The 11,938-nt window shown below is 61.5% G+C and carries 13 protein-coding genes and 1 pseudogene; 12 read left to right on the top strand and 2 right to left on the bottom strand.

Annotated features, from left to right (window positions below; all coding sequences use genetic code 11):
- Positions 1 to 7 precede the first annotated feature (7 nt).
- The 5 genes from DQ393_RS11750 to DQ393_RS11730 all read left to right on the top strand — a co-directional run bounded on the left by DQ393_RS11750 (position 8) and on the right by DQ393_RS11730 (position 3,079).
- A complete protein-coding gene (locus DQ393_RS11750; protein ID WP_112341960.1) occupies positions 8 to 868 on the top strand; it encodes a shikimate dehydrogenase in 861 nt (286 codons plus the stop codon).
- Between the two features lie 15 nt (positions 869 to 883).
- The gene (locus DQ393_RS11745) at positions 884 to 1,252 is read left to right on the top strand and encodes a 5-carboxymethyl-2-hydroxymuconate Delta-isomerase (protein ID WP_112341959.1); all 369 of its coding nucleotides are present in this window, start codon (positions 884 to 886) and stop codon (positions 1,250 to 1,252) included.
- 30 nt (positions 1,253 to 1,282) lie between these two features.
- Positions 1,283 to 1,732 (top strand): type II 3-dehydroquinate dehydratase, encoded by a 450-nt coding sequence (gene aroQ, locus DQ393_RS11740; RefSeq protein WP_112341957.1) that lies wholly within the window; start codon positions 1,283 to 1,285, stop codon positions 1,730 to 1,732.
- 5 nt (positions 1,733 to 1,737) lie between these two features.
- Positions 1,738 to 2,772: a Gfo/Idh/MocA family protein gene (locus tag DQ393_RS11735; RefSeq protein WP_112341956.1), complete on the top strand. Its 1,035-nt coding sequence runs from the start codon at positions 1,738 to 1,740 to the stop codon at positions 2,770 to 2,772.
- A gap of 88 nt (positions 2,773 to 2,860) precedes the next feature.
- Positions 2,861 to 3,079: a hypothetical protein gene (locus DQ393_RS11730; RefSeq protein ID WP_112341954.1), complete on the top strand. Its 219-nt coding sequence runs from the start codon at positions 2,861 to 2,863 to the stop codon at positions 3,077 to 3,079.
- 214 nt (positions 3,080 to 3,293) lie between these two features.
- Here DQ393_RS11730 and DQ393_RS11725 read toward each other — a convergent pair whose 3' ends face one another.
- Both DQ393_RS11725 and DQ393_RS34285 read right to left on the bottom strand, forming a co-directional pair.
- Positions 3,294 to 4,589 carry a V4R domain-containing protein gene (locus DQ393_RS11725; protein ID WP_245430320.1) on the bottom strand — a complete coding sequence of 432 codons (1,296 nt, stop codon included), beginning with the start codon at positions 4,587 to 4,589 and terminating at the stop codon, positions 3,294 to 3,296.
- Positions 4,590 to 4,628: 39 nt separating this feature from the next.
- Positions 4,629 to 4,892, bottom strand: a pseudogene (locus DQ393_RS34285) (XylR N-terminal domain-containing protein); the annotation flags it as partial.
- 355 nt (positions 4,893 to 5,247) lie between these two features.
- Here DQ393_RS34285 and DQ393_RS11720 point away from each other — a divergent pair.
- The 7 genes from DQ393_RS11720 to DQ393_RS11690 all read left to right on the top strand — a co-directional run bounded on the left by DQ393_RS11720 (position 5,248) and on the right by DQ393_RS11690 (position 11,919).
- Positions 5,248 to 6,066 (top strand): SDR family NAD(P)-dependent oxidoreductase, encoded by an 819-nt coding sequence (locus DQ393_RS11720; RefSeq protein WP_112341950.1) that lies wholly within the window; start codon positions 5,248 to 5,250, stop codon positions 6,064 to 6,066.
- Between the two features lie 69 nt (positions 6,067 to 6,135).
- On the top strand, positions 6,136 to 7,437 hold the full coding sequence (locus tag DQ393_RS11715; RefSeq protein WP_245430318.1) for an ABC transporter substrate-binding protein: 1,302 nt from the start codon (positions 6,136 to 6,138) through the stop codon (positions 7,435 to 7,437).
- Positions 7,438 to 7,569: 132 nt separating this feature from the next.
- Positions 7,570 to 8,298 (top strand): ABC transporter ATP-binding protein, encoded by a 729-nt coding sequence (locus tag DQ393_RS11710; protein ID WP_112341947.1) that lies wholly within the window; start codon positions 7,570 to 7,572, stop codon positions 8,296 to 8,298.
- Positions 8,295 to 9,023 carry an ABC transporter ATP-binding protein gene (locus tag DQ393_RS11705; protein ID WP_112341946.1) on the top strand — a complete coding sequence of 243 codons (729 nt, stop codon included), beginning with the start codon at positions 8,295 to 8,297 and terminating at the stop codon, positions 9,021 to 9,023. The genes DQ393_RS11710 and DQ393_RS11705 overlap by 4 nt, the downstream gene beginning before the upstream one ends.
- Positions 9,010 to 9,867, top strand: a complete 858-nt coding sequence (locus DQ393_RS11700) for a branched-chain amino acid ABC transporter permease (protein WP_112341944.1) — start codon at positions 9,010 to 9,012, stop codon at positions 9,865 to 9,867. Before DQ393_RS11705 ends, DQ393_RS11700 begins: the two co-directional genes overlap by 14 nt.
- Before the next feature lie 4 nt (positions 9,868 to 9,871).
- Positions 9,872 to 10,909, top strand: a complete 1,038-nt coding sequence (locus tag DQ393_RS11695; protein ID WP_245430317.1) for a branched-chain amino acid ABC transporter permease — start codon at positions 9,872 to 9,874, stop codon at positions 10,907 to 10,909.
- The gene (locus DQ393_RS11690; protein ID WP_112341943.1) at positions 10,906 to 11,919 is read left to right on the top strand and encodes a zinc-dependent alcohol dehydrogenase; all 1,014 of its coding nucleotides are present in this window, start codon (positions 10,906 to 10,908) and stop codon (positions 11,917 to 11,919) included. Before DQ393_RS11695 ends, DQ393_RS11690 begins: the two co-directional genes overlap by 4 nt.
- Positions 11,920 to 11,938 lie beyond the last annotated feature (19 nt).

Below are 11,938 nucleotides of genomic sequence, written 5' to 3'. Positions count from 1 at the left end.
CAAAGACATGGACAACAGCAAATTCCTGGTCGGCCTCATCGGCGCCGACATCCAGATGTCAAAATCGCCGGCGCTCCATGAAACGGAAGGCCGCCACCTGGGGCTTGATTACGAGTACGAACTCGTGGACTTGGCAGTGCGCGGATTGCCTCCTTCCGCGCTGCCGGATCTCCTGAACGAGCTGGAAAGCCGCGGCTTTGCGGGAACCAACATCACCCATCCGTGCAAACAGACCGTGCTGCCTCACCTGACGCGCCTGTCCGAAGATGCCGAGATGCTTGGAGCCGTGAACACGGTCGTGCTTCAGAACGGCGAGCGGATCGGACACAACACCGACTGGTATGGCTTTTACAAGAATTTCGAGCGCGGCTTGCCCGACGTCGCGAAGGCTCATGCCGTTCTGCTTGGCGCCGGCGGTGCTGGGGTGGCGGTCGCGCATGCTGCCATGAAACTCGGTATAGAAAGGCTCTCGATCTTTGATCAGGACGAACGCCGCGCCTCCACGCTCGCCGATCAGGTCAACGAGAGGTTTTCAGGAGAGGTCGCAAGGCCGGTCAGAGACGTGCGCGCCGCCCTCGCCATCGCCGATGGCCTGATCCACGCCACGCCCACTGGTATGCCAAGCCATCCCGGGCTTCCGATAGACCCCGATTGGATAGGGCATCGTCACTGGGTGGCCGATATCGTCTATATGCCGTTGATGACCGAGCTCCTTGCGTTGGCAAAGCAGAAGGGGTGCCGGACGCTCCCAGGGGGCGGAATGACCGTGTTTCAAGCGGCCGCAGCTTTCGAGCTTTTCACAGGCCTGTCACCCGACACGGAACGAATGTCGCGCCATTTCGATGAGCTGTGCCGAGTGACAGCGTGATCGGGGGATTACTCCATGCCGCATATCATCATCGACTACAGCCGAGGCGCAGCGGAACGCGTCGCCATCGACGAGCTAACCCGCGCGGTTCATCGCCGGGTCCGCGACGGAGGGCTGGTCAAGCCAACCGTGGTTCGCACCTTCGCCAGAGAAGCCACCATCTCCTGCGTCGGCGACGAGCATCCCGATAACCACTTTGTGCAGATAATCGTACGCATGGCCCCAGGCCGCCCTCTGGAGGTCAAACGAGAGCTGCTGAAATCGGTGCTCGAAGCTGCGCGCGACGTAGCGGCTTCCGCACTGGAAGCCGGCCGGCTCGGCCTTCGCGCAGATCTCTACGAATCCGATCCAAACTTCGCGTTTCAGGACATAGCGTTCGCCTGATCCCGGCAACGCTCAACAAGGATAAATGCAATGAGCCTCATCTACGTTCTCAACGGACCAAACCTCAACCTCCTCGGCAAGCGCCAGCCACATATCTACGGGCACGAGACATTGGCTGACGTCGAGGCGGACTGCCGAAAGTTGGCGTCGGAGCTGGGACACGAGATCCGTTTCCATCAAAGCAACCGCGAATACGAGATCATCGACTGGATCCACCAGGCGCGCGAGGACGGCGCTGGCATTGTCATCAACCCGGCCGCGTTCACTCACACTTCGCTCGCTATCCTCGACGCACTGAATACCTTTGAAGGTCCCGTCATCGAGATCCATATCTCCAACGTCCACAAGCGTGAGAGCTTTCGCCATCATTCCTTCGTGTCTCATCGGGCCGACGGCGTCATCGCTGGTCTCGGCACCGAAGGCTATCAACTCGGCATCCGCAGAGTTGCGACCATGCTCAAGGCTGAGAAAAAGGACTGATAGCGATGGCGAACCGGGTCAAGCTGGCAGTTCTTGGGGCGGGGCTGATCGGCAAGCGTCACATCAGGCACGTGCTGGAAGAGCCGGCTGCAGAGCTGACGGCAGTTGTGGATCCCACGCCAGTCGGCCAAGCGATCGCCGGCGAGGCTGGTGTCAGATGGTTCCCCAGTTTTGCCGACATGATGAATTCCGAGCGCCCCGACGGAGTCATCATCGCGACGCCGAACCAGGTGCATGTTCAAAATGGGTTGGAAGCCGTGGAGGCGGGCGTCCCGGCGCTGATCGAAAAGCCCATCGCGGACGACATCGCGGCCGGCGAGAAGCTTGTGCGAATGGCTGAAGCAAAAGGTGTGGCGCTCCTGACGGGACATCACCGCCGGCATAATCCGATGATGCAGAAAGCAAAAGAGATCATCGACAGCGGGACGCTCGGTCGGATCCTGATTGTGAATGCGATGTTCTGGCTGTTCAAGCCGGACGAGTACTTTGACATCCCCTGGCGGCGAGAGCGCGGGGCAGGGCCAGTCTTCCTCAACCTAATTCACGACATCGACAATCTCCGTTTCCTTTGCGGCGATATAGGCGCCGTACAGGCCCGTGAATCCAACGCGGTGCGAAGCAATGCCGTCGAGGAAACCGCTGTTATCCTCATCGAGTTCAAAAGTGGTGTTCTCGGCACTGCTTCCGTGTCCGATTCCGTTGTGGCGCCGTGGAGCTGGGAGATGACGACGGGAGAAAATCCCGCTTACCCGAAAACTCAGGAGATTTGCTACATGATCGGCGGAACACACGGATCTCTGGCCGTGCCGTCGCTCGAAATATGGAGCAATGCCGAAAAGCGAAGCTGGACGGAGGCATTTGAGCGCGATAGAGCCGCATTCGAAAACGAGGACCCGCTTGTCCTGCAGATCCGTCAGTTCTGCAGCGTCATTCGGGGCGAGGAAGCTCCTTTAGTCAGCGGCCGCGAAGGCTTGGAGACATTGAAAGTCATTGAGGCCGTCAAGCGGTCGGCTGCGATAGGAGAGCGCGTCGTCCTCTAGCCAGGGTTCAAGGCAAGCGGCAAGGGCGATCATCCTCTTCGCCGTCATTCTCGGAGGCATCGGCACGCTCGAAGGCCCAATCATTGGCGTGGCGATCTATTTCCTGCTTCGCGAGACCATGGGTAATATCGGCTCGCTCTATTCCATTATCCTCAGCCTGCCCGCCATCGGGGTCATGCTATTGGCGCCTGGCGGGGCGTGGGGTTTGCTGAAATCCGTGATCAGGATCGACTTGCTGCCGATCCGCCGCACCATGGGGAGGTGGGCCACAGGGTGTAAGCCGGTCGAGGCTGGAAGGAAGGCGTAGAAGGAAATCGATGGCCGCCGGCCGCCGATGATACGCTTGTCTAAGCGCCCTATGTGGAAGGACGAATCCATTCTCCGGATCGATCCAGTTGCCGATTCGTAATTCCCATCGGGTTCTAGGTTGAAGAACAGAAATGCGAGTCCAGATCTTGTATAAGGGCCTCGGTCCGAAATGTTCGATACCTTGTGTTTCAGGCGATCGGGCCGGTATCCTATCAGCTCTTCCTCCCCTGTGGTTTTCGTTCCAGCCCACTTTCTATGCGGTATGCAAGCTGGGCTCGGGTCAGTCCAAGCATGCGAGCGGCGGCAGAAAGATTTCCCTGCGCCCGTTCCATAGCCGCCGTGTATAGCGCCTGTTCAAGAGTATTGAGAGAAAATCCTTCGGATTCTAATAATTGATGGGGATCGGTCGGCGTTCCCCCGTGTTCGCGGCTGTCGCTCTCCGAACTGGCTGGAAAGCGTGTCAGCTGAGCTTCGATCTGCGCAGCGGAAATCGTTGTGTTGGCGGTCTTTGTGTCAAGCGCGGCGATAAGTACGTTACGCATCTGGCGCAGGTTTCCTGGCCAGCGTTCTGCCTCGATCAATTCCTCCGCCGCCGCTTCGAAGCGGAGAGGCTCGATGTTCATTCGAGCCGCAAGCACCGGCAACATCGATCGCGCCAGCGCCACTCGCTCGCCTTCTCTTTCGCTCAATGTCGGCATGCGAACGGTTATCGGCGAGAGAACCGAAAAAAGTTCTTTTAGAGAGCCTTGCTCCTCCGTCGCAAAGCGCTGGTCAGCGACCGCGACGATGCGAGGCCCGCCTGTCGCGATGCCTTCCTCGATTGCGCGGGCGAAGTGGCGCTGGACGTCGTGAGGTATAGTTTCGACAGCGTCGATGACGATCATCTCGCAATGGGATGTCCGGCGGCTTGCCTTAATCGGCCGTGCGACCTCGGCGCAAAACGCAAGGTCGACTTGCATCCCAACTAGGCGCCGTAGATCTGCCGTGGGGACTGCAGACCTTCGATGCAGATAGCGTGCGGCACTACCGCGCCCCGTTCCCGGCGCACCAGTTATCAGCACGGGCAGGGTGGTGGCCGCCAGGCGATCGAGCCTGTCGCGGACCGGCATCAGGATGAGGTTGTCGAGGCTGGAGAAGGACGTGTCGGTGGCGCGCGCGGCGTTGCCGCGCGAGGCGGGAGCGCGGCTAATGTCGTCGGCAACATCGATACGCTCGCGGAAAAGCATTACCTCTGGATCGTTGCGGCCCCAGCCATCGGCTGGCTTTCCGACCACCCGGCAATGGCTGTGGCCCTGCGCCGCGCATTCGATCTCCTTGTACACGATCAGCGTATCAAAGAACTCGCTGGCATAACCCGAGGCGTAACCAAGCTGCGTCCAGCAGACGGGTTCGGATGCCAGTCGCGTCTTACTGAACTCCGCGGCTTCGACGCTGTCGCGCCAAAGGAATTCGGCAGAAAATCGTTTCTTACGGAAGTCGTAGGAGTTGAAGACGGTTTCGACACGCACCACGCCGCTGAAGGTGTGCAGCCGCGTTCCGGCCGTGAAGGCGTCGCCTATGTCAAGATTTGGCCAACCGGCACGTACGAAACGTGCGTCCGAGCGGCCGGACATGAAGCCCAGGCGCAAAAGGAAGATGCGTGCCTCCTTCTCGCCGAGCAAGCCCACCAGCTCGCGCCTCAGATCGGAAAGGGCGGACGCGCGCTGCATGACGATGCGCGCGCCATTCAGCTGGATCGTTCCGTCATTCGGATTGAAGACCAGGCTGGAGAGAAGCTGCCGGACGGTCGGATTGCCGCCTCGATCCAGCATCTTAGAAGATTCGATCAATCCCTGCATCAAGACCTCTTCCGCGCAGCAAGCGGTCCGGCAATCCTTCACGGATGGCCGTTTGATGATTTCATAAAGCAATTTCATTATTTCAGCAAACAATCGCCCTGGTGGGGCCGCAAGCCGGGGGCGGGCTCCTTAAAAAATATGGTTCTGTTTCAATCTGTTGGAGTTTGCCCGCAGAACTTCTTCTGATTGCCCGTCGGCGGTGTTTGACAGGCAGTCGGGATTTCTCGTCCTAATGAACCAATTCTGCTGCGTCGGGGAGGGCAAGGCAGAATGGAGGAAGTTCGGGCCGAGGCTCGGGCATGCCATCCTCGACGGCACGGGAGGAAAAATGACGAGCTTGCAGGATATGTTCGACGTTCGCGGCAAATCGGTCATCGTGACCGGCGGTGCGAGCGGCATAGGGCGGGCCTATGCGGAAGTGATGGCGGATAACGGTGCTCGTGTCTGCATCTTCGATATGGATGGCGAAAATCTCGACCGTGTCGTGGCGGAAATCGCCCGACATGGAGCTGACGTTTGCGGTCTGGAGATCGATGTCTCGGATCGGCCGGCCATGGCGGCGGCTTTCGACGCGGTAGCAGAGCGTCAGGGACGGATCGACATCGTCTTTGCAAATGCGGGCATCGATGCTGGGCCTGGCTTCCTGTCGACGACAGGTGAGCGGCTCCAAGGCGGCGCCATCGATGTTCTCGACGATCACCACTGGGATCGGGTGATCGAGGTCAATCTCTCTTCGGTCTACACAACCGTCAAGCATGCGGCCCGGCACATGAAAGCGACGGGAGGCGGCCGTATCATCGTGACCTCCTCGATCGCTGCCCAGATCAATGAGGCGATCGTCGGCACGCCCTACATGCCAGCCAAGGCCGGCGTAGACCATTTCGTACGCCAGATGGCGATGGAATTGGGCCAATTCGGCATTCTCATCAATTGCATCTCGCCTGGTCCCTTCATGACCAACATCGCCGGCGGCAGGCTGCGGATACCGGCGGATCGCAAGGCCTTCGAACAGCAATCGCTGATCGGGCGGATTGGCGATCCCGAGGACATCAAGGGGCTTGCTCTCTATCTCGCGTCGCCGTGCTCGTCCTACGTCACGGGCAGCCAGATTGTCATCGACGGAGGTTCGATGCACCGCATCAAATAAATGAACTTCGCCGGATGCGGGAGGAGGAAATCGCAGCCGGCGAATGAGCTTCAGAGGGAGGATAAAATAATGGAATCGAAAAGCAGTTTGTCGATGCCTTCTCGCCGTACGGTGCTGAAGGGAATAGGCGCCGGCCTTGCCGCCTCGGCGCTCGGTGCGCCGACGATTGCCCGCGCGCAATCGGCCGGCACGATCAAGGTCGGCTTCATCACTCCGGCGACCGGGCCTCTTGCCCTTTTCGGTGAGACCGACGGCTGGGCTCTGGAAAAGGTCAAGGCGCAGCTCAAGAATGGTCTGGAGACGGCGGCCGGCCACTACGATGTCGAATTCCTGATCCGCGACAGTCAGTCGGACCCCAACAAGTCGGCGGAAGTCGCCGGCGATCTCATTCTCAATGAAGGCGTGCACCTGCTGCTGCCGGCCTCGACGACCGATACGGTAAGCCCTGCTGCCGATCAGGCCGAACTCAACGAATGCCCCTGCATTTCGACAGGCGCGCCTTGGCAGGCGGTCATCTTCCCGCGTGGAGGCAAGGACAAGCCGTTCAAATGGACCTATCACTTCTTCTGGGGCCTCGACGAAGCGCTGAACACCTATGTCGGCCTCTGGAACACGCTGGACAGCAACCGCAAGGTCGGCATGCTGTTTCCGCAGAACGCCGATGGTGAGACATGGGGCAACATGGATTATGGCCTGCCTGCCCCCACCAAGAAAGCCGGCTTCGAGATCGTCGTTCCCGGCTTCTTCCAGCCGCGTACCAACGATTTTTCGGCGCAGATCACGGCTTTCAAGCAAGCCGACTGCGATATCATCGGCGGTATTGCCTATCCGGCCGATCTGAAGACCTTCGTCAACCAGTGCGCCCAGCAGGGCTATAAGCCGAAGGCGATCACGGTCGCGGCTGCATTGCTCTTCGCCTCGGGCGTGGAAGCCATGGGCTCGCTCGGCGAGGGCATGTCTTCGGAAGTCTGGTGGACCCCCGCCTTTCCCTTCAAGTCGACGCTGACCGGTCAGGTGAGTCGCGATCTTGCCGACCAGTGGGAAGCGGAAAAGAAGAAGCAGTGGACGCAGCCGCTCGGCTACAGCCATGCCATCCTCGAAGTGGCGATCGACATTCTCAAGCGCTCTAAGAACCCGCTCGACCGCACCGCCAATCTCGAGGCGGTTGTCGCCACCAACATGCAAACGTTGATCGGGCCAGTCAATTTCGCCAAGGGACCGCATCAGAACGTGGCGACCTCGCCGATTTTCGGCGGGCAATGGGTCAAGGGCGACAAGTGGCCCTATGACCTGAAGATCGTCGACAATACCGTCAACAAGCTCTTCCAGCCGGAACGCAAGATCGTGCCGCTGCCCTGGCGGACTGCCTGAACAAGGCGTGAAGCCAAGGCAAAGCGAGATACCGCCCCTGCTTGATGCGATCGGGCCGGGGCGGATCGGACGGAGGATCGGAAGGGCGCGCCCAAACGCGCCGCCGGCATTAAAAGGCCGGAGTGGAGGAGCATGGAAAACGGCGTACTACTCGAGGCACGCGACCTCAGCAAATCGTTCGGGGCTCTCAAGGTCCTGCACGAGGTGAGTTTTACGGTCGGCGCTGGCGAGGTTCTGGGCATTGTCGGCCCGAATGGTGCCGGCAAGACAACCCTATTCAACCTGATCAGCGGCGACATGCGTGTCGATGGCGGTGAGTTGGTCTTTGACGGCCAGAAACTCGTTGGGCAGCCGCCCTATCGCCGCTGCAAAATCGGCATCGGCCGGACCTACCAGATCCCGCGTCCCTATGTCGGTATGACGACCTTCGAAAACCTCCTCGTCGCCGCCTTTTTCGGCAGCGGCACCAAGGATGCCGAGAGCTATCAGCGCTGTGCAGAGATCCTCAAGGCCTGCGAGTTGTCCGACAAGGCGAACCGTTCGGCCGGCTCGCTGACGCTGCTCGACCGTAAGCGGCTGGAACTGGCGCGTGCGCTTGCCTCGTCGCCAAAGCTCCTGTTGCTCGACGAGATTGCCGGCGGGCTGACCGACGAGGAAGGCAGGGCGCTCGTCTCGCTTATTCGCCGCATCCGCGACAGTGGCATCACCATCGTCTGGATCGAACATGTGCTGCACGCGCTGCTCGCCGTCGCCGACCGCATGCTGGTGCTGAATTTCGGGGAGAAGATCGCAGAAGGTGTGCCGGCCGAAGTCATCCAAAGTTCGGAGGTGCGAAGGGTCTATATGGGGGTCGAGGCATGAGCGCGGCACTGCTTTCCACACACGGACTGGTCGCCCGCTACGGCGATTTTCAGGCTCTTTACGGTATCGACTTCGAGATTGCCGCGGGCGAGGTCGTCGCCCTGATCGGGGCAAATGGTGCCGGCAAGTCGACGCTTCTGAAATCGATCATGGGCCTTCTGAGCGTTGCGCCGGGCATGGTGCAGCTCGAGGGACGGCCGGTCGGCGGCGCCAAGCCGCACCGGATGGTGGCCGATGGCGTGGCGATCGTGCCCGAGGGCCGTCGCCTCTTTGTCGGCATGTCTGTCATCGACAATCTGCGCGTCGCTATCGACCATGCCGGCAAATCCGCCGCCAATGGCTGGACGCTGGAGCGCCTGTTCGCGCTCTTTCCGGTCCTGAAGGAAAAGCAGGCCGTGCCTGTGCAGTCCCTGTCCGGTGGGCAGCAGCAGATGGTGGCGATCGGCAGGGCGCTGCTCAGCCAGCCGCGCGTACTTCTATGCGACGAAATCAGCCTGGGCCTGGCGCCGAAGGTGGTGAAGGAAATCTACCAGGCGCTGCCGTCGATCTATGAAACAGGTACGGCGATCGTGTTGGTGGAGCAGGACGTCGGGCTCGCCCGCTCCTCGTCGAACCGCCTCTACTGCATGCTCGAAGGCCGCGTCAGTCTTACCGGCCGATCAACTGATATCTCGCGCGAAGCGATTGGCGAAGCGTATTTCGGAGGGGCCCATGCTGTGGCTTGACGGCCTTGTCCAGGGCATTCTTCTCGGCGGTCTTTATGCCCAATACGCGCTCGGAATGGCGCTGATGTTCGGCGTCATGCGCGTCGTCAACATCACCCATGGTGACCTGGTGATCCTCCTGGCGCTGATCGGCATCAGCCTGGCTACCGCATTCTCGCTCGGCCCGTGGTCGGTGCTGGTGATCCTCGTGGTGCTTGGGGCCATCATCGGCGTCATCCTGCAGCGACTCATCCTCAACCGCGTCGTCGGCGCCGATCCGCTTCCCTCGCTGATCGCCACCTTCGGGCTCTCCATCGCCCTGCAGAACGCCATGCTGCAGATATGGTCGGCCGACACCCGCTCGCTAGGCGGCGGCGACATCGTGCATGCCTCCTTCCAACTCGGGCCGCTCTTCGTCGGCGTCTTGCCAGTGATCGTGCTTCTGACGGCGACGGTGCTGACCGGCGGCCTCGATGTCGCGTTGCGCTCGACACGCTTTGGCCGTGCCCTGCGCGCAGCTTCGGCCGATGTGGAAGCCGCGGCGCTGACAGGTGTCAACCCGAAGACGGTCTATACCGGGGCAACGGCAATCGCTGTCGCGATCCTCGGATTTGCCGCGGTCTTCCAGTCGTTGCGTTCGACCGTGGCGCCTGCCGACGGGGCCTTCCAGCTGATCTACGCCTTCGAGGCTGTCATCATCGGCGGCATGGGGTCTATCTGGGGTGCCTTCCTCGGAGCGATGGCGCTCGGGGTCAGCCAGTCGGTGGGATTCCGCATCGACCCCGGCTTCGGCATCCTCGCCGGCCACCTCGTTTTTCTGATCATCCTCGCCCTGCGTCCCCAGGGCTTCCTAGGAAGGGGTTGAAGCCGTGACCAATGCCTTCGCCGCCCGTTTGACCGATGCCGTCCCGCGGCCCGCCGTGCGCGTACAGCGCCAGACGCGCTCGAGCCTGATTGCACTCGTTATCAGCGTCGCGCTGCTCGCGGCTGTCGCTTCGATGCCGCTCTGGGCAAGCCAGGGCCTCATCCGCGATGTCGTTGAACTATGCTGCTACATCACCGTCGCGCAGATGTGGAACCTGCTCGCCGGTTATGGTGGCCTCGTCTCCGTCGGCCAGCAGGCCTTCGTCGGTACGGCCGCCTATGCAATGTTCATCATGGCGCAGCTTTGGGGCTTAAGCCCCTTCCTTGCCATGCCTTTGTCGGTCATCGCACCGGCGATACTGGCGGCACTCACCTATGGCCTGCTGCATCGGCTCGATGGCCCATATTTCGCCATCGGCACCTGGGTGGTGGCGGAAGTCATGCGCCTTGCCACGTCCGTCTTCAGCTATGTCAATGCCGGCGCCGGCATGAGCCTGCGTGTCATGTCCAGCTATACGCCTACCGAACGCGCAATCGGCATTTCGGTACTGGCGGCGCTGATGCTGCTTGTCGCCGTCGGCGGCAGCTATCTGCTGTTGCGTTCGCGCTATGGCTTGGCGCTGGTCGCTATGCGAGACAATCCGATTGCCGCGGCAAGCCAGGGCGTCAATGTCGGCCTCCTGAAATTCCTGATCTGGGTTGCCGCCGCCGTCGGCACTGGCCTTGCCGGTGCCATCTACTTCATGGCGCAGCTGCGCATAACGCCACCGGCCGCCTATAGCCCGACCTGGGCGAATGTGGCGATCTTCATCGTTATGGTGGGCGGGCTCGGTTCGCTCGAAGGGGTGCTGATCGGCGCGCTTGTCTATTTTGTCGCCGACCGCCTGTTCGGACAGTACGGCGCCACCTATCTCGTCGTCCTCGGGCTACTCACCCTCGTCATGGCGCTTTTTGCCCGCGGCGGCCTCTGGGGATTGATCCAGAAGGCGACAAACGCCTCCTGGTTCCCGACGAGGCGCACGCTTCTGGAGGACCCGCGATGAGGGCGGCACTGTTCGAGGCGGCCGGACGGCCGCTCGATGTCAAAACGATCGAAACGCCGCAGCCCGGCGCTGACGAGCTATTGCTCCGCGTTGCCGCCTGCGGCATTTGCGGTTCCGACCTGCACATGACGGAAGATCCCGAAACCTTCGCGCTCGAAAGAGGCGGTGTCCTCGGCCATGAAATTTCCGGCGAAGTGGTGACCTGTGGCGCTGAGGTCGCGAATTTCAAAACCGGCGACCGGGTTGCCGTCGCGCCGATGCGCGGCTGCGGCCACTGCGACAGCTGCTCGCGCGGCGAACCCGCGTGGTGCGCCGAGATGCGGCTGATCGGCGGCGGCTATGCCGAATTCGTCACCGTCGCCGCCCGTCAGTGCCGCCGCCTACCGGACGATTTGCCGATCGAGGAGGGGGCTCTGGCCGAACCGGTCGCAGTCGGCCTGCATGCGGTCATGCGTTCGGGGCTGAAGCCGGGCAACCGAGTGCTGATCCTCGGAGCCGGCCCCATCGGTCTTCTCGTCGCCTTCTGGGCGAGGCGGCTGGGAGCTGCTCATGTCGTCATCGCCGATCTGAACCGCCACCAGGCAGAACGTGCAGCCGAAATCGGCGCCACCGGCTTCGCACTCTCCGGGGAGGGGCTGGCGGAGGAGTTTCGCGCATTGACCGGAGGCGCACCGGACATCGTCTTTGAATGCGTCGGCAAACGCGGGTTGATCGATGCTGCCTGCCGGCTGGTGCGCGTGCATGGCACGGTGGTCGCAGTCGGCCTCTGCGTCGGCGGCGACACATGGGACCCGTTCGCGGCGATTTCCAAGGAAATACAGGTGATCTTCGCCGTGTTCTTCACCATGGCGGAGTTCGACATGGCGCTGCAGGCGCTCGGCCCTGGCCGCCATCGGCCGCAGGCGCTGGTGACTGGTCGGATCGGTCTTGCCGCCGTGCCAGCGGCATTCGAGGCGCTCAGGCGACGCACCACGCAATGCAAGGTGCTGATTACGCCCGCGGTCGGCTGAAACGGCATAGGAGGAGGAT

The organism is Martinezella tropici, assembly GCF_003287875.1.
Classification (GTDB): domain Bacteria; phylum Pseudomonadota; class Alphaproteobacteria; order Rhizobiales; family Rhizobiaceae; genus Rhizobium; species Rhizobium tropici_C.
This window is presented reverse-complemented; position numbering and strand designations above follow the sequence as displayed.